The following is a 24,053-nucleotide window of genomic DNA, read 5'->3' as shown; positions in this document are numbered from 1 at the left end:
AGGAGAGCAAAGGCATGCAACAAGACATTTTCACAATGGGCGTTGATATCGGATCGTCAGCATCAAAGTGCATCATCATGAAAAATGGTGACGCTATTGTCGCAAAGTCGTTGGCATCAGTAGGGGCTGGAACCTCAGGGCCTGAAAAAGCGATCAATGAAGTCTTGCGTCAATTTGGTGGCGATCTCAGTCAGATCAGTTGGATCTGCGCAACAGGATATGGCCGTAATTCTCTGAAAGAAGCCAACAAAGAAGTGAGTGAACTTAGCTGCCATGCAAAAGGCGCGCACTTTCTTTTTCCGGGCGTGAAAACAGTGATTGATATCGGCGGTCAAGACGTTAAAGCACTTCATATGGATGGTGCAGGCCGTTTATTAAACTTTGTGATGAATGACAAGTGCGCTGCGGGTACAGGACGCTTTTTAGATGTGATGTCGCGAGTGTTAGAAACCAAGATTTCCGATCTCGCTCAAGAGGGCGCTAAGTCCACTAAAAAAGTCACGATTAGCTCAACCTGTACCGTGTTCTCTGAATCGGAAGTGATCTCCCATCTCGCGAATAACGAAACAATACCCGACGTGATTAATGGTATTCACCGCTCTGTGGCTAGCCGTATTGCTGGTCTTGCAAAACGAGTCGGCGTTGAAGCCCCTGTTGTTATGACAGGCGGTGTTGCCAGTAATTTTGAAGTTGTTCGTTATGTTAGCGAAGAGCTGAACGCCTCTATCGCCACCTCACCATTATCACAATACAACGGGGCGATAGGTGCCGCCATTTATGCCTTTGAAGCGTACCGCCATTAACTGGAAGACGATGCGTTAACAATAGGAACATCAAAATGAGCAATGTAGATATGAATGCGCCGGATTACATTCCTGCGAAAAAACGACTGCAAAAAATCGCCGCTGATGCTTATCAGCGTGCGTGGGATGCAAAAAACAGCGGTGAAAAAATAGGGTGGTGTGCCTCTAACTTCCCTCAAGAAATTGCTGAAACATTAGGTTTATGCGTGGTTTATCCTGAAAACCAAGCTGCTGCGATTGCCGCAAAAGGTGCGGGTTTAAAAATGTGTGAGCATGCAGAAAGCATGGGATATTCCAACGATATCTGTGCTTATGCGCGTATCAGCCTCTCTTACATGGATATAAAACAGTGTGAAGAGATGGATATGCCACAACCAGACTTCTTGCTGTGCTGTAACAACATCTGTAACTGCATGATCAAATGGTATGAAAATATCGCTTATGAGCTGAATATCCCGATGATCTTGATCGATATTCCTTATAAAAATGACTATGACACCGATGATGTGACCGTGAAATATGTTCAAGCGCAATTTGATGATGCGATCAAACAACTTGAAAAAGTCACTGGCAAAGTGTTCTCCGAAGAGAAATTTAAACAAGTCTGTGAAATTTCACAACGTACAGGGCGTGCATGGTTAAAGGCGGCAGAATATTGCCAATATGAGCCGTCTCCCATGAATGGTTTTGATCTGTTTAATCACATGGCTGTGGCAGTTTGTGCTCGCGGTAAATTAGAAGCCGCTCTGGCTTTTGAACAACTGTGTGAAGAGATGGAACAAAATATTAAAGAGAAAAAATCGACTTACCGCGGTGAAGAAAAATACCGTGTTCTCTTTGAAGGTATTGCCTGCTGGCCTTACTTGCGTGCTACATCGACTCCATTAAAAGAGCAAGGTATCAATGTGACTGCCACGGTTTACGCCACCGCGTTTGGTGTGATTTATCAAAACAGTGACGAGATGATGCGTGCTTACTCTTACGTGCCTAACTGTGTCTCTGTTGAGCGTGCTGCTGATATGCGTATTGATGTGAGCCGTCAGAATAAAGTTGATGGTGCGATTATTCACGTTAACCGCAGTTGCAAGCTCTGGAGTGGCATTATGCCTGAAATTGAGCGTCGCATTCGTCATGAACTTAAGATCCCAACCGTCACTTTTGATGGCGACCAAGCTGATCCTCGTGTTTTCTCTGAAGCGCAGTATGTCACCCGTGTTGAAGCATTGACTGAAATTATGGCTGCTAACAAAGCAGAAATGAAAAAGGGAGACATCTAATGAAAACATTAACGGAGTTGTTTGATGAGTTACAAGCCGTGGTGGATAACCCGGTTGCTCAATTAGAGGGTTTTATTCGCAGTGGCAAAAAAGTCGTGGGTTGTTTCCCTGAATATACCCCTAATGAAATTGTCTATGCCGCAGGCATGGTGCCTTTCGGTATTTGGGGGGCTGAAGGACGTGAAATTTCTGAAGCGAAGAAATATTTCCCACCATTTTATTGTGCATTAGCCCTCTCTTCTTTGGAAATGGGATTAGACGGTGCGCTAAATAAACTGTCAGCAGCATTAATACCTTCTCTTTGTGACACCTTAAAATGTTTAGGGCAGAACTGGAAAGCCGGTGTACCACAAGTGCCTTTTATTCAATTGGTACATCCACAGAACCGTAACACACCTGCAGGCGTGATTTTCCTCACTGAGCAGTATAAAAAAATTTCTGCTCAATTGGGGGAGATTTCAGGTCAAGCGGTGACTGACGATGCACTGAAAAATGCCATCCATCTGTTTAATCAGCGCCGTGCTGCGTTACGTGAATTTAGTGAAGTTGCAGCACTTCATCCAAATTTAGTGACACCACAACGCCGTAATACGGTGATCAAAAGTGGTTACTTTATGGATGTCGTTGAGCATACAAAAGCCGTTAAAGCCATTGTCACACAATGCAAAGCCTTGTCTCCAGAACCTTGGAAAGGGCACAAGATTGTTGTCACAGGCATTATTGCGGATAGCCCATCTATTCTACAAATTTTGGCAGACAACAAAATGGCGATCGTGGCTGATGAAGTGGCGCATGAGTCTCGTCAATTCCGCCAAGACATTCCTGAAAATAGCTCACCTTATCAAGCGATGGCAGAGCAAATTGCCCAGTTAGAAGGGTGTTCATTGCTGTATGACCCAGAGAAAAAACGTGGTCGTTTAATTGCCGATATGGTGAAAAACACGGGCGCTGATGGTGTGGTCTATTTACTGACGAAGTTCTGTGATCCAGAAGAATTTGATGCCCCTATTGTGAAGAAATTCCTCGATAGAGAAGGCATTCCTTCCATCATTATCGAAATCGATCAGCAAACTAAAACATATGAACAGGCAAGAACGGCGCTGCAAACTTTTGCTGATGTGCTTTCTGCTTAACAACATTAATTAATAGTCACAAAAGACCTGCGTAATTGACGCAGGTCAATTGAACCCTAACACATATAAGTGGGGCAATCATGGGTATTATTTGTTTAATCATTGGGCTAGCGATATTAATGATTATGTGTATGAAAGGCATACATATCTTCATTTCTGTCTTTACCACCAGCCTATTTCTTGCTGTGACTGCATGGCTTGTATCACCCGATATGCTTAATCCTGTCGACGCACTATTACAAGTGTATACCGGCGGATTAGGTGGTTATTTTGGTAGCTTCTTCTTCATTTTCGTACTTGGTGCGATTTTTGGCAAATTAACCGCTATCAGTGGCGCTGCTGATAGTGTTGCCTCTTTTATTATTGGTAAATTTGGTGAAAGAGCCGTTATTCCTTCATTGGTTGCGGCTTGTGCCATTTTAGCCTACGGCGGTGTGTCAGTGTTTGTTGCACTGTTTACCGTCTATTCAATGATGGTGAGTTTATTCCGCAAAGCGAATCTTCCTCGCAGACTTATTCCGGCTGTCTATTTTGCTGGGGCGGGTACCTTTGTGATGATCATGCCGGGATCGCCTCAGATCCAAAATCTTATCCCAATGAAGTTCTTAGGTACGTCAGCCACAGCCGGTTTAGTGCCAGGGATGTTGACCGCGTTATTCCAAATTACCTTAGTGATTATTTATCTCACTTGGTTATTTAAACGTGTAAAAGCAAAAGGTGAAGGTTGGGTTGAAGACGAAAAAACAGCGAAAGCAGAAGAGGGCAAAAAAGATCGCCAATTACCGAATGTGATCGTTGCATTACTCCCTATGCTGATCCTGCTTGTCGTGCTGAATATCCTGAAATGGGACCCCGCTATTGCACTGTTCTGCGCCATTATTGCGGCATTAATTGTCTACTTACGCTATCTCGATTGGAAAAAACTTGTCCCTAATTTAGCCGCAGGGACGATGGAAGGGGTGACCTCCCTCTTTAACACGGCGGTGATTGTTGGATTCGGTGCATTAGTCATGACGTTACCTGCGTTCAAAGAATCATTCCAAGCGATTGCGCAATCCGGTCTTAATCCCCTTGTCGTGACGGCGATTTCCGTTGGTGCTCTGGTGTTTATCAGTGGTTCAGGCTCGGGGGCGTTAAGTATCGCCATGCCAATGATTGCTGCGATGTTCCCTGCAACCGTCGTTGATCAAGGTTCATTACACCGTGTCGCCACTATGGCATCTATGAGTACAACACCACCATTTAACGGATTGATTATTACTGTCTTTAGCGTCTGTGGTGTCAGCCATAAAGAGGGATATGGCCCAGTGGGGACATTAACTCTCGCTATCCCACTATTAGCCATGATGTTTATGTTGCTGCTGTACACCTTCTTACCGGCATCTATAGCAACGATGTAGAAATCACGTTAACCCATTAATGCGTGCGATAAGACGACAAAAGTGAAATCGCACGCCATAGAGATAACACTAAATATTCTCAGAGGAAAATAAACATGGATTTTCAGCTAACAGAAGAACAAGTCCTGATCCGCGATATGGTCAGAGAGTTCGTTGAAAACGACATTAAACCGATTGCAGGCACAATTGATAAAGAGCACCGTTTTCCAAGTGAAAGCGTCGCCCCTATGGCTGAATTAGGACTCTTTGGTTTCAATATTGATGAAGCATATGGCGGCACAGAAGCCGATGCAATTAGTTATGTATTAGCCACAGAAGAGATGGCAAAAGTGAGTGCCTCTCACGCCATGATCATGGGATCACAATGCTCTTTAACAGGGCCAATTATTCAAAAATATGCGGATGAAGAGACTAAAGCACGTATTTTGCCGGGTGTGGTTTCTGGTGAAAAATTAGGGTGTTTTTGTCTATCAGAGCCGAGTGCGGGTTGTGATGCGGCAGCTCAAGAGACAACCGCCGTTCGCCAAGGTGATAACTATGTGATTAATGGCTCTAAACTGTGGATCACTGCTGCGCCTCAAGGCGCCTTCTTTATCGTGTTTGCCATGACAGATAAAAGCAAAGGCGTAAAAGGGATCACCGCATTCTTAGTTGAGCGTGATAACCCAGGTATTAGCATTGGTTTACCTGAAGACAAAATGGGAATGAACGGCTCTGAAACCTGCTCTGTGAGTTTCAGTGATTGCATTGTTCCTGCCAGTGCCATGCTAGGTGAAGAGGGCAAAGGCTTCAATATCGCGATGGAGACCTTAGATGGCGGTCGTTTAAGTTGTTCAGCGCTTGCATTAGGTATCGCCCAAAGTGCGTTAGATGCCACCATTACTTACACCAAAGAACGTATTCAATTTGGCAAACCGATTGCGGCTAACCAAGGTATTCAGTGGGTATTAGTCGATATGGCAACCCGTGTTGATTGTGCCCGTATGCTGGTTTATCGCGCTGCCGCCGCCAAAATGGCGGGTCTTCCTTATACTCGTGAATCTGCTCAAGCCAAACTTTATGCCGCAGAAACCGCCACTTATGTGACTCAAAAAGCCGTTCAATTACATGGCGGTATGGGTTACACCAAATCCTACCCTGTTGAACGTTTAATGCGTGAAGCAAAACTGACTGAAATTTTTGAAGGCACAAGTGAAGTGCAACGCATGGTTATCGCTAAGCATATTTTAGCGTAATGAGATTTGAGTTTATTAATTTGTTGCATTGTGCAAAACGGAGAATGTGAATTATGAAACTTATTGCCTGCTGTAAGGTTGTTCATGACGAACAAGACATCACAACACGGCCTGATCGTACACTCGCAACCGATAATGCGGGTTTAAAAATGAGTTTGTATGACTTGAATGCAATTGAAACCGCTGTCGAGATCGCCTCTACCCTCGGTGATAGCACTGTCACTGCATTAAGTGTAGGAACAAGTGCCATGGTTGAAAACGCGAAAATTAAAAAAGATATTTTATCGCGTGGCCCTGATGCATTAACACTGGTTGTTGATGATGCATGTAGTGCGCTCTATTCAACGGATACCGCCAATATTATTGCGCAAGCGGTAAAAAAAGTGGGTTTTGATTTATTGGTTTTCGGTGAAGGTTCTGGCGATTTATACGCTCAACAAACGGGTTTAGCGGTAGGTGAATATTTAGGTTTACCTTGTGTAAACGCAGTAAACAAAATCACCGTTGAAGGTGACAAAATCATTGTTGAACGTGATTTAGAAAATATCACTGAAGAACTTGAACTGACATTACCCGCCATTGTGTGTGTCACTTCAAGCATTAACACCCCCAAACTCCCTTCAATGAAAGCCATTTTAGCGGCGAATAAAAAGCCCGTTGAAAAGCTAGGGTTAGGCGATATCGGTGTTGATATTTCTGCTCTGACTGTTGTGCAAACACAAGTTTGTGCACCAGAGCAATCTGATCGCCTTGGTATTATTTTAGAAGGTGATTCAGATGAAAATATTGCCACTTTTGCTGAACATTTACGCCAAGCGGTTAATCAATAAGGAGATTAAAAATGGCTAGTTTACTACCTACTACCTTTGTTTATGCCGAAAAAGCGGATGATTTAGCAAAGCTGATTGCGTTTGCTCGTGGTTTTGGTGAAAAAGTGAATGTGCTGTTTATTGGTGACGATGAAAGCACGCGTGAATGTATCAACTTAGGCGCTGATTGTGTTTATTGCTTTGCACCTCAAGACGGCGTGATTGCTGAAGATTATGCGGCCTCTTTTGCTGAAATTATTAAAGAAGCGGGTACGAATGCATTGGTTCTACTTGCTGCATCAAAACGTGCAAAAGTGATTGCAGCTCGTCTTGGCGTGACGTTAAAAGCGGGTGTTGTCAGTGATGCATTAAGTCTTGCGATTGAAAATAACACCGTGATTGCGACACACCAAGTCTATGGGGGGTTAGCGCATGCGAAAGCAGAAATTCGCTCACCTTATGCTATTGCCACTGTAGGCAGTGCATTAGATGTGGAAGCTATTCAAGATGCACCCAATGCACAAGTGGTACAAAGAGCCTTTATCGCCCCCGCACATACATTAAAAGTATTAGCTCGTAAGCCAAAACAAGGTAGTACCGTTGATTTAGGTAAAGCGCATTGTGTGGTGGGTGTTGGACGCGGTTTTGGTAAGGCGGATGATATTGCACTCGCGGCGGCATTAGCGAAAGCCCTTCAAGGCGAAGTGGGCTGTTCACGTCCGATTGCTGAGGGTGAAGGCTGGATGGAACACGATCGCTACATTGGTGTTTCCGGCGTGACCTTAGGTGCGGATGTGTATGTTGCTGTCGGTATTTCAGGGCAAATCCAGCATATGGTGGGTGTGGATAGAGCAAAAATCATTGTTGGGATCAACAAAGATAAAAATGCGCCCATTTTCAATATGGTGGATTACGGTATTGTTGGCGATCTCTACAAAGTGTTACCGGCATTAACCGCGAAGCTTGGCGGCTAATCACCGTAGGTCGCTTAGTGATAATTTGCTAAGCGACCACACATAATAAAAGGATAGGAAAGTATGTCAGACGATATTTTTGACGCCATTATTGTGGGTGGTGGACTTGCTGGTGGTACTGCTGCCTATGTATTAGCACAAGCAGGGTGTGATGTTTTAGTGATTGAGCGAGGTAATTTCGCTGGCAGTAAAAATATGACGGGTGGGCGTTTATACGCACATAGCCTTGAAAAAATTATCCCCAACTTTGCCGAAGAAGCTCCAGTTGAGCGCCTTGTGACGCGTGAAAAAATCTCCATGTTAACGGAAACAGATGGGGTCACTTTAGATTATCAACATACTCAGCAAGAAGAGGAAGCGGCTCGCTCTTATACAGTATTACGTTCTTCTTTTGATCAATGGTTAATGGAAAAAGCGGAAAACGCGGGCGCACAAGTGATCACTGGTGTTCGTGTTGATGAAGTGTTGGTGAAAGAGGGCAAAGTGTGTGGTGTAAAAGCAGGTGATGATGAAATTGAAGCCCATGTGGTTATCCTTGCTGATGGTGTTAACTCGTTATTAGCAAAACAATTAGGGATGACACAAAAAGTGAATCCTCATACCGTGGCGGTAGGGGTTAAAGAGTTATTAGAATTCACACCACAACAAATGGCAGATCGATTTGGTTGTACCAATGATGAAGGCTTAGCATGGCTTTTTGCTGGCGCACCATCAGGCGGATATTTAGGTGGAGGGTTCTTATATACCAACAAAAATACCGTTTCTTTAGGTCTTGTTTTAGGGCTACATAACGTCGATAAATTCGAAAAAACGGTTCCTCAATTATTAGAAGATTTTAAACAACATCCTGTTGTTGCACCGCTTATCAAAGACGGAAAATTACTTGAATATTCAGCGCATATGGTGCCAGAGGGTGGTATGAATATGGTGTCTGAATTAGTCAAAGATGGTGTATTAGTGGCGGGAGATGCGGCTGGATTTTGCCTAAATGTTGGCTATACCGTCAGAGGGATGGATTTAGCGATTGCTTCAGGTGAAGCGGCTGCAAAAGCGGTATTAATGGCGAAAGAACAAAACAGCTACAGTCAAAAAGAGCTCAGTTGTTATCAATCTTTATTAAATGACAGCTTTGTGATGAAAGATATGAAGCTATATAAAGATCTGCCTGCTTTCCTTGATAACACCCGTTTCTTTAAGGATTACCCGCAAATGGCAGCCAATGTCATGCATGATCTATTCGTGATTAATGGTCCTGAAAAACCGGTGCGTAAGAAAATACTGTCTCAAGTTAAGAAAGTTGGTGTGATGAACTTAATTAAAGATGGGTTTAAGGGAGTACGTTCTTTATGAACCAAGTAAACGTAGACGTTAAATTAGGCGTCAATAAATTTAATGTGGATGAAGAAAATCCACATATCGTGTTAAAGGATGATATTGATCCGGCACAATTTGAAATCTTAATGAAAGCTTGCCCCGCAGGGTTATATAAAAAAGATGAAAAAGGACAATATCTTTTTGATTATGCAGGGTGTTTAGAGTGTGGTACTTGCCGTGTTTTATGTGGCGAGACGATTTTAAAAAAATGGGAATATCCGTGTGGCACATTAGGCATTGAATTTCGTTACGGCTGATGTGATAACGCTTATCCTCCCCCTCTAGAATAACCTCCAAAATTTTAATTAGAGGGGGACGATCATTAATTTATTTATCTTAACGAATGCACTTTTCGGTATTCAGATGGTGTTAGTAAAAATTCAGATTTAAATTTTCGACTTAAATTAGAAATATCGCTAAATCCACATTCATAAGCTAATTGTGTAATGTTTTTTTCTGCCAAGAGAGGATTAACTAAAGCTGCTTTATAATTCTCAAGGCGTTTTTGGTAGATCCAACGAAGTACAGAGGTATTTTGTTCTTTAAATAACATCTGTAAATAGCGCACGGAGATCCCACACGCATTTGCGCATTCATTCACGCTGAGATCAGGATCAGAAAGATGTTGCTCGAGATAGTGCTGAGCAAAATAAAACAGCGTTGATCTTCCTAAGCTTTGAGGCGGCGTGGCAATACTGTATTCACTGAACGCTGACGTAATTAAATTCAATAAAATATCGGCAAGTTGTTGTGCATGTTGTTGTGGCATTGAATCTAAGAACGGAATATAACGCATCACAAAGCTATACACTAATGAGCCAGTGATACTATTTCCTCGTATTGCTCTTGCGGTAAGATTTTGGGTGTTTCCTAAACGTGGAGCCAGTTTTTCTCTCGGGATCAATATCTTAAATAATGAGTAATCATTATCAAAAGACCATGATACGGGTCTTGCCATATCAAAAATACAAAAGTCTCCTTGCCGTAAAAATGCGGTTCTTCCATCTTGAGTAAGATGGCTGGTTCCTGAACGCTGTATCTCAATTTGAAAATGCTCTTCTAAGCTAAGTTTATGGGTTAAAGGACGGCTACTTGCCCAGTGACCATTAGACTCTAGCTGAATAAAGCGAATATTTGTCACCTTCTGCTCGACAATGTTGGCATAAAATCGAGAATGAGGAGGCAATTCGACTTCATTGCATTCATAAGACGATAAAAAGCGGTCTTTTATTGTATCCCTGAATACGGAAAACCGATCTACGTCAGGGAGCTCCCGAGTCGTAAACATGCTTTTCATAGTACGCCCACTTTTATTGAAAGTATTTTTGTTGTGTTGCTATCAATCTAGTATAAAAACGATTTAAACTAGGTCGAAATAGAATAATGTTTTTATAACTTTAATCTTAAAATTAGAATAGTGCGTTTAAATAATGATTAACGGAGACATTCATTATCTATCTTGTTAATAAATTGAAGATAATATATTTAAAAATTTTTAATTTATTTAAACTAACATCATGTAAATTATAAAATTAATTTATAGCATTTTTTATGCTATCATTTCTATGCTATTAATCCTAAGTTAATTTCCTATCTTTAGAGAGAGATCGCATAAATAGATTAAGAGTGATTATTATTAATATCTCGTTTATTTCATTCTTTTCAGAGTGTGAGTTAATATGGATTTTATGTACATAATAGAATTGGTTGTTAAATAAATTTGTTTTTTTATTGTTAATCATGATTTTATAAATTATCTATTAAATAGAATTAAATATTTATATAATTTAAGTGTTAATAATATTAGTATCATGTATGTAACGTTCTTTTTAATATCATGAAATGTTAATTTTAAAAATATTTAATCACAGAGTTGTTCGCGATCTTTGCCTGTTCACAAGTCTTGAACGGGTGAGTATCATGAACATGAATACATGAAAAAGGTTGTTAACAAGAATTATAAATGGGTTGTAGTACTATTGAATGAGATGCTAAGTCTATCATTCCTAAAGTAGCTCCTTTTCTATAACTTCCGGCACCAAAATCAAGATTAATTGTGTTTGCATTTTTTGACTGAAAGCTAAAACAAGGAGTGTGTCCACAAAGAAGATAATCAATACCTGTTATAATGGGATAATACTTGGCTCGGAAGCGTCTACGTCCTTCCAAACATGCTTTTAATGTCGATTTATCTTCTAAAAGAGCAATGTTATTTAAAAAAATATTAATATCATTTATTTCAGGAAGAATTTCCGCATGTATAATACAATGTAATCCATTGTTATTATTTATAAATATAACCTTTGGAAGAGAGCTTAATTTATTATATATATTTTTTTGTTGTTTTATTGATAGGGCTAAAAACCAGCTACTACCATTGTGCAATAATTTTCTTGTGTAGGTCTCTTGTGTGATTTGGTCGTGAGATTGATACCAATCGAGTATGACTTGTTCATGATTACCTAGTACCATATAAAACCAAGGTTTATCTAATAATTTTATACAAGATAAACTGTCTTTTCCTCTATCAATTAAGTCTCCAACAGAAATAACGCTATCTTTAGTACTATCAAAATTTACCTGACTGAGTAAATATTCAAATTCATCATAACAGCCATGAATGTCACCTATCACAAAGTCTCTCCCAATTTTATTGGGTAATAGTAATATAACCATCTTTCCCTATTTTTAACTTTCCTAGTGAGTGTACAATTTTTTTGTTCATGATATTATCTTGTTCATAGATTGTGAACAAGTTAAAGGCGTGAACAAATGTATCCTGATGAACTTTTTATGGAAAACCTTTACAAAAACCTTCCTAATCGAGTCAAAATCTTAGAGCCTGCTCTTAACGTAGACAGTCAGTTTTCACATGATAGTGTTATAAAAATAGAATTACCCAATTATAATATTTATCAGTTTAATGCTGAAATAAAATTAAATATAAATAAACAAAGAATAATGTCATATAATGAGAATCTTTTATATAAAGATAAATCTAATTTTATTTTAATATCAAATTATTTAACGCCAAAAATTCAAAATTATTGTATTGATAATAATATCAATTTTATTGATTCAGTTGGAAATATATTTATTCATACAAAGGATGTTTACCTTTATATTTCTGGAAAGAAAGGGGCTCATCTATTAAAACAAGAAACTCAAATGTCGCTAGGTATAATGAAATTATTATTTATATTGCTTTCTGATGAATGTAATATAAATTTAACCTATCGAGATCTCGCTGATTTATCTGGAATATCTCTAGGTATGGTCAATAAAGGAATGAATTATCTGAAGGCTAATCATTTATACAGAGAGTCAGGAGGTCATCGCCGCTTTGTTTTTTCAGATAATATATGTATGCAATGGATCAATGATTATGGAAGAGTTTTACGTCCTAAATTAAAATCAATTTATCTGTCTGGTGATGTAAATTGGTTAGATATTCCACTTTATGATGGTGAATATTGGGGGGGAGAAGCCGCTGCATCTAAGTTGACTCATGGTTATCTCATTCCTGAGAATATTCAATTATTTACACCGATTTCTCTAATAGATAGAAGAAAAGAACTTAATATGATCCCCGTCCCATTTAGCCATTTTCAGTTGGTTGAAATATTTTGGGGAGAATCATATTGCCTAAATAAAAGAGCTAAGGCTTTATTATCGGTTGCTGAATTGGTTGCAACACAAGATGAACGTAATATTGAAATAGCGAAGAGAATAAATGAACAGCATTTGCACATTAAGAACGCCTTTAGCTGAAGAAATAAATCAAATTTTAATAAAAATTACTAATATTTGCTCAGTACTTAGACTTCCTTTTTTTATTGCTGGTGCAACATCACGAGAAGTACTTCTCACTCACGTTCATGGACGAAGAGCGGGAAGATATACAAGAGATATTGATATTGCTATTTTTTTACAGAATTGGGATCAATTTAATTTATTAAAAGAGGAACTCACTAAACAAGGTGCTTTAGAAGTTCATAACAATATACATCGATTTATCTTTAATGGTATTGAGCTAGATATTATCCCATTTGGCGATATTGCATCTGAAAATCAAATAGCTTGGCCACCAGATAGAGAAATTATTATGTCTGTTGATGGGTTTAATGAGGCTTTCCACTGTTCAACGGTTGTTCAAATATCAACAGATATAAACATTCGTTTCTGTTCATTATCAGGATTACTGTTACTCAAACTTTTCGCATGGCGAGATAGAGGAAAAGGAAACAGTTTATCAAAAGATGCTATTGATATTTATAAAATTATTTCTGAGTATCATTATATTGAAGAGCCAAGACTTTATGATAATTCAACGTGGGGAGATAGTGTTGATTGGAATGCTGAGCGATTAGGTGCTCTTCTCGCTGGGAGTGATACTGCAACAATAGCTTCGGTAGATAGCTTAGAAAAATTATCTCTTTTAGATAGAGAGTTGCTTATTGATGCCGTTGTTAGACAATTAACTCCCTCTTCTAATCAAACTGATTTAGCAATCCAATTAATTAATGATTTTTGGAATGGGTTACTCGATTTATAAACCATTATTTATGTAGTTTAGCCCACTAAAATAAGTGGGCTGAAATTGTGGTTTTTTCTTTCTAGCGTAAACCTTGCACACTTTCAACAAGGTTGGCTAATTGTGATACGACACGGTCGCCAATATCGGCATTATCGCCACCCAATGCTTTATTACGCATAAAGTCTTTTTTGATTTGTTCCCAACGGATTGTCTCTTTTTCTGTGAGTTTTCCACGTAGTTCAGCGAGTTTGAGTAAGTTTTCTTCAGCGCCTGTCGTGAGCAATTGTGCTTCGCCAAGATAATGATCGTCGAGTAAACGTTCAATCTCCTCATCATTCATTACCGCAGACACTTTCTCACTTAACTTATTCATATTACGGTAACTACCTTGTAAGCGAAATGCGGGCTCTGTGCGATATTTATCTGATTGTGCAGCGCTGGCAATATATTGCTGATTTACTTTTAACATAACGTTTCGTAAGGTAATTAAGTGTTTAAGTACCATCACAATTTCATTAATTTCAGCATCAGAATAAGGGTAACTTAATGTGTTGGTAGAGACGGATTTTCCCATCGCCTTATCGACTAAAATATAGAGATCGTTAAGATCACGCAGTGCAAGTGGTGCTAATACTGCATTCGAGGTTAGGCTATTCTCGATATAACTCAGCGCAAAGGCTTCATCCATGCCACCTAATACTTCACCTAAGTTATAAATATCAGCACGGTTAGCCAGCATATCAGGAATGCGGAAGACTTCTCCAGATTCGGTATAAGGGTTCCCCGCCATCACGACACAGAATTTTTTGCCACGCATATCGTAGGTTTTGGTTTTTCCTTTCCATACCCCTTCAATACGTCTTGTTCCATCACAGAGCGAAATAAATTTTTGTAAGAATTCAGGGTGAGTATGCTGAATATCATCTACATACAGCATTACGTTATTACCCATTTCTAGCGCTAAGTTGAGTTTCTCAAGCTCTTGTCTCGCTGTTGCATTCGGTGCTTGTTCCGGATCAAGTGATAGTACGTTATGCCCTAACGCAGGACCATTGATCTTCATAAAAATGAGACCTAAACGAGCTGCTGCATATTCCATTAATGTGGTTTTACCGTAGCCCGGAGGGGAGATCATTAATAATAGCCCCATTAAATCGGTGCGCTTTTCTTCCCCTAAAGCACCAATTTGTTTTGCCATATTATCGCCAATAATCGGTAAATAAACATCATTAATCAGCTTGTTACGAACAAATGAGCTTAATGGTTTGGCTTTAAATTCATGCAATTTTAAACGTTCACGTTCATCACTGACGATTTTTTGTCGCAATGTAAGGTACTGCCGAAATGCAGGAATAAAGGTTTTCCGTTGTCCTCGCATACGGCTGAAATAGTCATCTAAGCTTAATGATAAAGATTGGTTTTTAATGGTTGGATGCTCACCCAATAATCCATTTACGTTGAAATAGAGATCCGCTTCGCTATAACGTGCTGAGGCGACTTTATCTAAAATAATGATAGCGATAGCGCCCGGAATATAAGGAGTCAGATCGGCATAATCAGGTAGAGAGCATAGCCCTTGTAGCCAATTTTGGATCAATGCCCAACGCTGAGCGTATCGTGTACCTAAATTTTGCTGTGAACGATTAAAGTCCATCCACATATGCGCTTCTTCTAATCGACTTTGCAGTGCAATCACTAGCGCTTTAGCGTATTTGCTATAAACCAATTCAATTGGAGTTCTCGCTAATGCAAAGCTTAAATATTCAGAGGCTTGTATCGGAATATAGTGTTCGCACTCAATCGGATTCTCATGAAGAAATAGGCGTATATCTGCTTCGATTTCAGCTTGCAGATCGGTTAACGCATCGTCTGTATGAAATAATTGCTGAATATTAAGTGCTGTTCTTGCCCGTTCAGGCCACAAAGCGGGATATTGTTCATTTTGTTTGGTTTCCCAAAATAACGCGGCTATTGCGCGTGCAGTTGGGTTATAACGTAAAAGATCGGCACTTTCACCGATTGGGATCAGTTGTTTCAATATCGCGATTGCATCGTGATCGTGTATCCCTTTTTCATAGCCTTCTTTATAACGTGGTGTTGCAAAATCACGCACGAGTTTTTCAAGCTTTTCTGGAATAGCGAGTGCTTCTTTTAGTGTTTCGTAATTAAGATCATCTTGACGTTTTGCCGCCGCATAAATAATGGAGTAAGCAAGGTATTCTGCACGATAAACCGTGTCCGATTCGGACTCAAGTGAGGCATTCCAATAAGGCTGTAATTGAGCAAGATCTGCATTTTCAATCGGCTCTTGGTAATCTGTTCCTGTTAGGTATAACCAGAGCTTATCTTCTTTAGGCAAGATAGTGAGATCAAGCTCTTGCGTATTCACACTAAAACGGTGGCGGGGACCTAATTTAATGATATTGCCACCATCTTCAAAAATATCAGTTTTATCTCGCAGAATTCGAATTGCCTGATCTCGAGAAGATTTTAGGCGTGCATCGATATCATCAGCTTTGACGTTATCATTGATTTCTCTTAGTTTTTCAATGATTTCTCGTGTTTTTAATGATAATGGATCTGATGCAAAAAATGCATTTAACTCATCTTGTGATTGCAAACGAGATGTTCGGCGTTGCAGATTTTCCAGCAAGCGATTTGCAGCAGTAAGCAGACTTTGTGATCGACGTTGGCGATCATCAAGCAGTACTTGTTTGTGCGACTCAAAGGTTTCTACTAACTCTTCACGTTTAGCAAGAATATCATCCAGAAATTCATCATGATGGCTAAATTGGCTTTCGAGCTCTTCTAATTGAAGTAGTAAGCGAGAAAGTTGATCGTCACAACGCTCAGGATCGGTTGCAAGGGATAATGCATTGGTGATCCCTTGGCTAAATAAGCGAAATTGGGCGCCAAATTGCGCCACACTTTCGATACTACTTTGTGATTTGCGTTTTTGTTGTAGTCGAGCGCGGGATTGGTTCAGTTGAGCGTAGATCTGCGAAATTGCATCAATAATATGTGTTTGTTGAGTAACATCTTGGAATGTTAAAGATGCCATTAAGTTAGAAAGCATATCCAAATCAGCAGACATTTTTTCCATGTCATTCATTGGGATATCTAACTGTGCACTGTTTTGTGCTTTCTCAATGAGATCTTCAAAGGTAACAAGCTGAGTTTTAAAGGGTTGTAATGCTTTATCACTCGCCAGAAAAAGAGCCGTAGCTTGAGAAACGCGTTGCTGTGTCTCTGTAATTTCTGTTTCCATCGCACTCAGCTTGGTTAAATCCATATAACGGAATTCACGCAAGGAAATAAGATGTCCACGATGGGCATTGAGTGAGTTTAAGCTATCAACAAATTGCTGTATATCAGTCCAACTGTCAGGCAGTGTTAAAGCCAGGAGTGATTTTTGGCGATTAACGGCTTCAAGCATCGATTTAGCAGATTGTTGACGAATACTTTCTACTTTTTCATATTCATCAAGCACTAATTCGCTGGTTTGAGCGATCTCTTTGAGTAATTTTCCAATACCTAAACAGTGTTCATCGTTAAACCAATAATACAGATCTAATAAATTTTTAGGTTGTGAACTGAGTTGTTCATAACGAGCAATAGAAATTTGATTACCTTCAATTTCTTTGGCGACATGCAAGATTTCGGAAATACCTCGTACTAAATCCGCATTACCAATTCTTCCATAAAAACCATTACGAGGCGGTTGTTTATCGGCAAATTCTTCAGAATAGAAAGGTGTTTGCCAAACTTGCATTGGATGAACGCGCGTTGCTTCTTCGCCTTCGCCTTCAAACAGCACCATTTTTCCATCTTCTAACATCGCATAGCCATGACCGACCAAAGGTACAGCAAGTTTACGCTCAATCATATTGTAATTGAAAAGCGCAAGACGACCTTGCGAAGGGGAGTAGAAAACATATAACACGTCTTCACCATTAGGCGAACGACGTAGACGGCGGAAATACATCCCTTCCATTGGTTGATCAAAGGTTTTGTATTCACCATTTTGCAGGTAATAACCCCCGGGGAAAATAATGCCATGGTCTTCAGGCAATTGGACGCAAGCTTGTCCAATTGCATCAATACGTTGTACGGTTTGCGTCAACATGTTGTAGACCAAATAACGCCAATTCTCTTCTCGATACGGTAAGATTTTTAATAGAATTAAACTGCCGGTTTGAGCATATTCAATTTGAGCATCATCAAGAGATTGGTTTTTGTCTAATACGGCTTCACGATAAATCCCTAAACCATCTTCGGTATTATTTTCACATTTAACCGTTAAATCACCACCAGTTGTCTCGACAAAAACGGTATCAAGAATATTGATATGGGGAAAACGGCCATTGACCGTGTCTTCACGTTGGGTTTTTGTCCATTCAAAATCATAAGCAGGGGGAAGGGCGATATCGCGCTCGCCACGATTATCAATATATTCAATACGCTGCTTATCACTTGAAATCGCCCAACGAAAAACACGCACATCAGTAATACGAGCACCAATTTGGAAGCTAGCAAGTAGCTTGCCATCGCGTTCGACTAATTGCAGTAATTGCGTATCTTTATAGTAGGTATAGAGCTCAGTAAAATCTTGAACAAAGCGATTGTCGCTTAAGAAAGTATCTTCATAAGCCACGGCTTCTACATCAAATTCACCTTCGGTTTCTGTTAAACGATAGAGTGAAAAAACATCTTCAAGATGCGTTTCTCGTTTTAAACCAAGAAATACGTTATAGCCAAAAAGTAGCCAATCACCTACACGAACAATATCTCTGGCTTGGCAGTTATTTTCTGTACGAATACGAATACGCCCAATGATATCCATTTGGCTTTGACCAAATTCATCTAAGCGATGCTGATTGAGCTCAGTGGCTTTTTGATGAAGTTGTTGACCTTGCTCAGTGAGGCGTTTGCGTAAGATTTCATACGCACCACCTTGTGCAACGGCGTTATCGAGTATTTCTTGCTCGCGATTCGTATCCAGAATTTCAGACATGGTATAACGGATTTCCTTGGCTTAAACGATAAAAATAATGGAAAAGACATAGAGGTTTTCTCTATGTCTTTTCATCTCCTTTTAGGCAGAATTAATCTTCTTTAGTGGCGTCTGATTGAGTTGTCACATCTTTAATCAGTTGACCAGCGCCTTTTGTTGCCATAAATCCATTAATTAAATCTTGAACTTCAGGATTTTTTAGTAAAGAAGCAATATCGAGTTTTTTATCTTGTTGAGTACGGTTAATCAGTTTTTCAACATTCTCTTTGGCGAAACTGCTTTTATCCATAAAACCATCCACGGCTTTACCTAAGCTGAGTGCTTTAGAGAAGGTATTAAAGAAGTTGCCATCACCGCCCACAATTTCAATATTGGTTTTGCTAAGCGCAGCTGCTAATACATCAGCTTGTTCGCGTGCAATTTCTTTGTTGGCTTCAATAGACGCCATGGCTTGTTCAAATTGTTTTTCAAGACGCATACGGAACTCTTCGTGCGAACGCGCCGTATCGCTAAGGTGATCCATAGATTTAAATTTATCGGTTAAACCATCGGCTTCTGCTTTCAGGCGTTGGCGAATAACTTCTGCTTGTGCTGAACCTAATTGACCTTCACCACGCGCTTGAGCGGCAAGTTTCTCTTCAAGGATCTTCGCATCAGCTAAACCAAGTTTCTCTTTTGCATTGGCTTGTTGTTCTTCACCACGTGCTTGAGCGGCGAGTTTTTCTTCTAAAATTTTTGCTTCTGCAAGACCTTGCTGTTGCTGGGCGAGTGCTTTAGCTTCCATCACTTGCGCTTCAGTTAAGCCTTTTTCTTTCATACCTCTGGCTTCTGCTAATAATTTTTCAGCGGTGATATTAGCAAGCACTAAGCCTTCTTTTTCTTCAGCTTCTGCCGTTGCTTGACGTACACGAGCTTCGGCAAGACCTAATGCTGCGTGTTCTGCTTCAATACCTTCAGCTAAACGTTTTTTCGCTTCGGCTTGTTTTACAGAGGCTTCTAATTCCGCTTTCGCCATTGTGCTGATTTCTTCAGCTTTATGCTTAGCACTAGATTCATCGGCTTCGGCTCTTTTCACTTGGCGAACTAAAGATTCTTCCGCTTCAGCTTGAGCATTGATTACAGTGACTTGGCGCATACGTTCAGCTTCTGAAACTTCACGTACTTCTTTAATGCGTTCTTCTTCTTGAGCAACCGTTTTTTCTACGGCAACACGTTCACGGATCACATTTGAGATATTTTTACGTTCTTCTTCTAACGCTTTTTCTTTCTCAATACGTTGCAGCTCAACTTCACGCTCGCGAGCAACAATTTCTAATTCACGTGCACGATTAACACGCTCTTGTTCAATAGTGACTGCGCGAGTACGATTTTGTTGTGCAACTTCCACTTCACGCATACGGTTTTCTTCACGGATCTCAATTTCTTGTTGAGTTTGAATACGAGCTTGTTCCGCTTTTAAACGTTCTTCTTCTTGAACTCGTAGCGTTTCTGAATTTTCACGAGCACGAATATTATCAATTTCACGTTTTTGGCGTGCTTCTGCATCGGCTTGTTGACGTTCTAACGCAAGACTGGCTTCACGAGTTTCAACATTTTTCTTTTGAATGGCGAGCTCTTGATCGCGCTCTTTTTGATTGGTTTCAATATTATGAATGGCGGTTATTTCCGTTATTTTACGGATACCTTCAGAGTCAAAAATATTATTAGGATCAAGCGCTGATTTTGGTGTTTGTTCTAAATAGTCGATCGCAACGTCTTCTAATGCATAACCATTAAGATCTTTACCAATAACATCAACGATGCGATCACGGAAATTTTGTCGGTCTTCAAAAAGTTTAGACAGCTCAAACTGTTTACCAACAGTTTTTAATGCTTCTGAGAATTTAGCACTAAAGAGGGTACTGACAGCTTGATGATCTGACGCTCTATCAACACCAATGGCTTTTGCGACTTTTAATACGTCTTCCGTGGTTTCATTAACACGTAGATAAAAAGCAACCGTGATATCTGCACGTAAGTTATCCTGACAAATCAGACCATCTTTACCTCGACGGTCTACTTCTAACGTTAAAAGAGAAATACGCATAAACTCTTTTTTGTAGATAACAGGATAAACCAAAGCCCCCGTAAAATGGACTTTAGGTTGTGATGTCATATCGTTGACAATTAAGGCGGTACCTTGAGGCACTTTAATATAGAAAGCCTTAAATAAGCCAAATAACCCTAAAATAATTAGAATTGCGAAACCAACGACAGTTAAGAAAGGCATAACGAAAGCCAAATCCATACTTTTTTCTCCATAAGTTCAGACGATACCGTCATTTTTTAATATTTTTGTCTGCTAACTAAATGAGATCTCATCGAATATGTATTAATGATGAAATTCATCTTCCGTTACGACTTGATAACTGTGAGTGAGCGCGTCATAACTAATAATAACGACGCTATCACCTCGTTTAATATTTTCTTGTTCTGGTGCTCTAATTTGTAAAATTAAACCCGCACCCCCATCTTCTAAAACAGCTTCACCTTTGTTTTCCGTTACATTGGCTGATCGTACTATGGCTAATTTACCTATCAATTGGTGTACTGACTTAGGCTTATTACGTGACATCAGTTTTTTACGAATGGGTTTTAAACATACCGCAGTAAGATTAAGAGAAAGAAAAGAGATAATGATTAAAGCAAGAAAGCCAACTAAATAGCGAATAAAATCTGTTTCAATCGCGCTGATAATCCAATAGTTAGTAAAGTAACTGATAAACCAGCCAATAAGGGTAAAGAGGGTTAAAATAATAGTGACTGGGATGCCCGCTAATCCTAATTTTGTTAACCAACCTGCAAAGCCTGTTGCGTCAACATCCAATTCACTATCAATATTAAATAAATCAATATCTAATAATCCAAAAGCAGCGCAAAGCCAATAAAAAGAGATAATAATAAGTAATGCACTAAAAATAATGCTGGGAAAAGCGAGGCTATTTTGGAAAAACAAATTCATAAAAAATTCTCTTAATTTAAGAAGATGATAATATTCACTTCATATTAATATCTCTTATCATACTTTAATACGCTGAAAAAGCATGTAGTTATAATCACATTCTCTATTTATTTGTCTATTTTATCTTTTATAGAATTTAATATAACTTATTGAGATTATGATAAATAATATTCGGTATTATTGCGTATGGAATCAGATCATTCTCTAAAGAAGAATAAGAATATTTTCATCTATTAAATATCATTTCTTATTAATTAAATAAGTTTTTTGTTATAAAAAATAGAAAGTTTTTAAATAAAAACGCTATAACATTAAAAAAACGACACTGATTGTGTTGTGTATTCCATGCAGCATGATCGGTGCGATTAATGAACGAGTTCCTATTCTGACCTGGCAAAACACAACACCCACAACAAAAATAAGGATAAATGTAGTGATGGATTCATATTGAGTATGCATAGCGGCAAATAGAAGTGACGAGATAATAATAGCAATCCATTTCCCTTTATTGCCATACCACATACCTGCATTGAGTAGAAAACCTCTAAAAATGATTTCTTCGGTAATGGGGGCGATAAATATAACAGACAGAGCAAAGAAGAAGAAAGCAGAACCTGTAATAGATTCAATTTCGGTAACCCATGAATCATCTTCAGAGCCTAAAAATAGACTAATAAAATATAATCCCAGTAAGGCTAAAAAAGGGGCTTTTAGTGTATTCCATTGAAGGCGGCCTAACGGCATTAATTTAATATTTTTTTGATAGGCAAACCAAATAATGAGGCAGTAGGGGAGATAAATAAAAAAGCTTATCAAGGAGATGATATAAGACGATTGAAACAGTGCAGTAGGTGAAGGTGTTAGCAATAAGCTAAAAGAGGAAAAGAAGTAGCCTATAAAGGCAAATACACAGATGACTGAATGGTAAACTCGATCTTTGGGAAATTCCATTTATGTTTTTCCTTGTATGATAAATCACACTGTTAGGTCTATATTATAGGAAACAGAGTTTAGGTATTAATTATATCTAATGAAAATGATATTGCTCTGCTTTAATACTCAAAAAATTAAGCAATCAATCATGAGAGATAAACAAAGCAGTAAAAAATAAGATAAATTTGGTTTAATAATTAAGATGAAAATCAATAATGATAAAATACTGAGAATATTCGTTCTATTAAATTTTTTACTGAGTAATGTGATCTTACAAATTCATTATTTCTGAGGTATTTGTCAGTTTCACTGAAATACATTTTGATATGGCTTATATTATTTTTGAGATAATTAAACATTATGGCTTAACTTAATCATCTCGAACTCTCGCTTATGACTTCCTCATTAGCCGATACTTTAACTAAATTCTGGAAACGAAGAATACAGCTAGGATATTGAGCGAAAGGTTTTTAAACCACTAGAAAGCAAAAAACCAGCCCTAAGGCTGGTTTTTCTAAAGATGGTGCCCGAACTCGGAATCGAACCAAGGACACGGGGATTTTCAATCCCCTGCTCTACCGACTGAGCTATTCGGGCTAACGAGGCGCATTAAACCGTATTCAGCGGGATGCGTCAACGTCTTTTTAATAAAAAATGCAAAAATAAGTTTGTTTGCTTTCTTTTTATTCTATTTGAGTTTAAATTTTCATCATAAGCTATTTTTTAGTAAAAAATGCTTAAATAACAATCAGTAAAGGTGTCCACTTTTTTGTATATCAAAGATAAAACTTTCTCTTTTTCTGATGATTAAATCTGTTTTTTGCTCTTCAGAAGATAGAAATTGCATACAAGCAAAAAAACAGATCATTTTTCTCGTTTTTCAACAGCCAAAACTAACTTAATGCACCATTTTTACGGCATTGAGCAATCTTAAGAATATCCTCAGCCAATAATTTTGCTGTAATAATATCATCAGCATGATGATTCACCATTAAACGGCTTAAACAGCCTTCTAAGATGAGTTCCATTTGCTTAGCAACTAACTCGCTGTCTTCGATATCAAGCTCGCGTAGTAGCGTTCTAGAGTAATCAAATGAGCTTTGCTTTTGGCGTTGGCTTAATTGGTGAATTTGAGAGTGTTCATCGGGATATGCGCTACAAGCCGCAACGAATAGACAACCAGGAAAACGGTTTTTTTCTAAACGCATGGCGAGTTGATCATAGCGGGCAAGTAATTTTTGTTCGATAGAGAGTTCTTCATCTAACATCACTTGGCGTTGCCAAATCTCAATTTGTTGTCCGTGATGGCGGAGACAATCAAAAATTAAGGCATCTCTGTCCGGCCAGAATGGATAAAGTTGAGATTCATTGATACCCGAATCTTGAAGAAGCTCCGGTAAAGTTGCAGCTAAGCCGTATTGCTCTAGCTTGATAAGTACGTGGTCTAATAATGCTTCACGTTGCACGGAAATCTCCTTAAATCACGTTGTCGCGAGAACATCATAATTAACAGACTTTAGCTAAAAATGAAAGCGAGGAGCGATAGGCTAAAATGAAAATACC

The 24,053-nt window shown here is 39.1% G+C and carries 18 protein-coding genes and 1 tRNA gene; 11 read left to right on the top strand and 8 right to left on the bottom strand.

The window, feature by feature from the left end:
- Positions 1-14: 14 nt before the first annotated feature.
- From DK865_RS17840 to DK865_RS17800, 9 genes are all read left to right on the top strand, one after another.
- Positions 15-803, top strand: a complete 789-nt coding sequence (locus DK865_RS17840) for an acyl-CoA dehydratase activase (RefSeq protein WP_109392469.1) — start codon at positions 15-17, stop codon at positions 801-803.
- A 35-nt stretch (positions 804-838) separates the two neighbouring features.
- The gene (locus DK865_RS17835) at positions 839-2,080 is read left to right on the top strand and encodes a 2-hydroxyacyl-CoA dehydratase subunit D (protein ID WP_023582973.1); all 1,242 of its coding nucleotides are present in this window, start codon (positions 839-841) and stop codon (positions 2,078-2,080) included.
- Entirely contained in the window at positions 2,080-3,213 is a 1,134-nt protein-coding gene (locus tag DK865_RS17830) for a 2-hydroxyacyl-CoA dehydratase subunit D (RefSeq protein ID WP_109392468.1), read from the top strand. Before DK865_RS17835 ends, DK865_RS17830 begins: the two co-directional genes overlap by 1 nt.
- Before the next feature lie 80 nt (positions 3,214-3,293).
- The gene (locus tag DK865_RS17825) at positions 3,294-4,613 is read left to right on the top strand and encodes a GntP family permease (protein WP_023582971.1); all 1,320 of its coding nucleotides are present in this window, start codon (positions 3,294-3,296) and stop codon (positions 4,611-4,613) included.
- Positions 4,614-4,708: 95 nt separating this feature from the next.
- On the top strand, positions 4,709-5,848 hold the full coding sequence (locus DK865_RS17820) for an acyl-CoA dehydrogenase family protein (RefSeq protein ID WP_109392467.1): 1,140 nt from the start codon (positions 4,709-4,711) through the stop codon (positions 5,846-5,848).
- Between the two features lie 53 nt (positions 5,849-5,901).
- Positions 5,902-6,678, top strand: a complete 777-nt coding sequence (fixA, locus tag DK865_RS17815; protein ID WP_109392466.1) for a putative electron transfer flavoprotein FixA — start codon at positions 5,902-5,904, stop codon at positions 6,676-6,678.
- 11 nt (positions 6,679-6,689) lie between these two features.
- Positions 6,690-7,631 (top strand): FAD-binding protein, encoded by a 942-nt coding sequence (locus DK865_RS17810; protein ID WP_109392465.1) that lies wholly within the window; start codon positions 6,690-6,692, stop codon positions 7,629-7,631.
- 63 nt (positions 7,632-7,694) lie between these two features.
- On the top strand, positions 7,695-8,981 hold the full coding sequence (locus DK865_RS17805; protein WP_109392464.1) for an FAD-dependent oxidoreductase: 1,287 nt from the start codon (positions 7,695-7,697) through the stop codon (positions 8,979-8,981).
- Positions 8,978-9,262, top strand: coding sequence for a ferredoxin subunit for carnitine metabolism (locus tag DK865_RS17800; protein ID WP_023582966.1), 285 nt, complete (start codon positions 8,978-8,980; stop codon positions 9,260-9,262). The genes DK865_RS17805 and DK865_RS17800 overlap by 4 nt, the downstream gene beginning before the upstream one ends.
- 74 nt (positions 9,263-9,336) lie before the next feature.
- On the opposite strand, the gene DK865_RS17795 is transcribed toward DK865_RS17800, so the two are convergent.
- Together DK865_RS17795 and DK865_RS17790 are read right to left on the bottom strand one after the other, a co-directional pair.
- Positions 9,337-10,302, bottom strand: coding sequence for a helix-turn-helix domain-containing protein (locus DK865_RS17795; RefSeq protein ID WP_023582965.1), 966 nt, complete (start codon positions 10,300-10,302; stop codon positions 9,337-9,339).
- A 650-nt stretch (positions 10,303-10,952) separates the two neighbouring features.
- Complete coding sequence (locus DK865_RS17790) at positions 10,953-11,639, bottom strand: metallophosphoesterase (protein ID WP_162556641.1); 687 nt, start codon at positions 11,637-11,639, stop codon at positions 10,953-10,955.
- Positions 11,640-11,777: 138 nt separating this feature from the next.
- Between DK865_RS17790 and DK865_RS17785 the strand changes: the two genes are divergently transcribed.
- A complete protein-coding gene (locus tag DK865_RS17785) occupies positions 11,778-12,776 on the top strand; it encodes a type IV toxin-antitoxin system AbiEi family antitoxin (protein ID WP_109392462.1) in 999 nt (332 codons plus the stop codon).
- Positions 12,739-13,560 (top strand): nucleotidyl transferase AbiEii/AbiGii toxin family protein, encoded by an 822-nt coding sequence (locus DK865_RS17780; RefSeq protein ID WP_109392461.1) that lies wholly within the window; start codon positions 12,739-12,741, stop codon positions 13,558-13,560. The genes DK865_RS17785 and DK865_RS17780 overlap by 38 nt, the downstream gene beginning before the upstream one ends.
- A 61-nt stretch (positions 13,561-13,621) precedes the next feature.
- Here DK865_RS17780 and DK865_RS17775 read toward each other — a convergent pair whose 3' ends face one another.
- From DK865_RS17775 to dicD, 6 genes are all read right to left on the bottom strand, one after another.
- Complete coding sequence (locus DK865_RS17775; RefSeq protein WP_109392460.1) at positions 13,622-18,556, bottom strand: DNA repair ATPase; 4,935 nt, start codon at positions 18,554-18,556, stop codon at positions 13,622-13,624.
- Positions 18,557-18,647: 91 nt separating this feature from the next.
- Positions 18,648-20,843 carry a flotillin family protein gene (locus DK865_RS17770; RefSeq protein ID WP_023582963.1) on the bottom strand — a complete coding sequence of 732 codons (2,196 nt, stop codon included), beginning with the start codon at positions 20,841-20,843 and terminating at the stop codon, positions 18,648-18,650.
- An 84-nt stretch (positions 20,844-20,927) separates the two neighbouring features.
- Positions 20,928-21,557 carry an OB-fold-containig protein gene (locus tag DK865_RS17765; protein ID WP_109392459.1) on the bottom strand — a complete coding sequence of 210 codons (630 nt, stop codon included), beginning with the start codon at positions 21,555-21,557 and terminating at the stop codon, positions 20,928-20,930.
- 303 nt (positions 21,558-21,860) lie between these two features.
- Entirely contained in the window at positions 21,861-22,508 is a 648-nt protein-coding gene (locus tag DK865_RS17760) for a CPBP family intramembrane glutamic endopeptidase (RefSeq protein ID WP_109392458.1), read from the bottom strand.
- A gap of 503 nt (positions 22,509-23,011) precedes the next feature.
- Positions 23,012-23,087, bottom strand: a tRNA-Phe gene (locus DK865_RS17755).
- Between the two features lie 296 nt (positions 23,088-23,383).
- Positions 23,384-23,956: a division control transcriptional repressor DicD gene (gene dicD, locus DK865_RS17750; RefSeq protein WP_036914057.1), complete on the bottom strand. Its 573-nt coding sequence runs from the start codon at positions 23,954-23,956 to the stop codon at positions 23,384-23,386.
- Between the last annotated feature and the right edge of the window lie 97 nt (positions 23,957-24,053).

Origin of the sequence: Proteus cibi, assembly GCF_003144405.1 — a bacterium.
In the GTDB taxonomy this organism is placed as follows: Bacteria; Pseudomonadota; Gammaproteobacteria; order Enterobacterales; family Enterobacteriaceae; genus Proteus; species Proteus cibi.
Note: the sequence above shows the minus strand (reverse complement) of the source record. Positions and strands in the feature narration are given on the sequence as shown.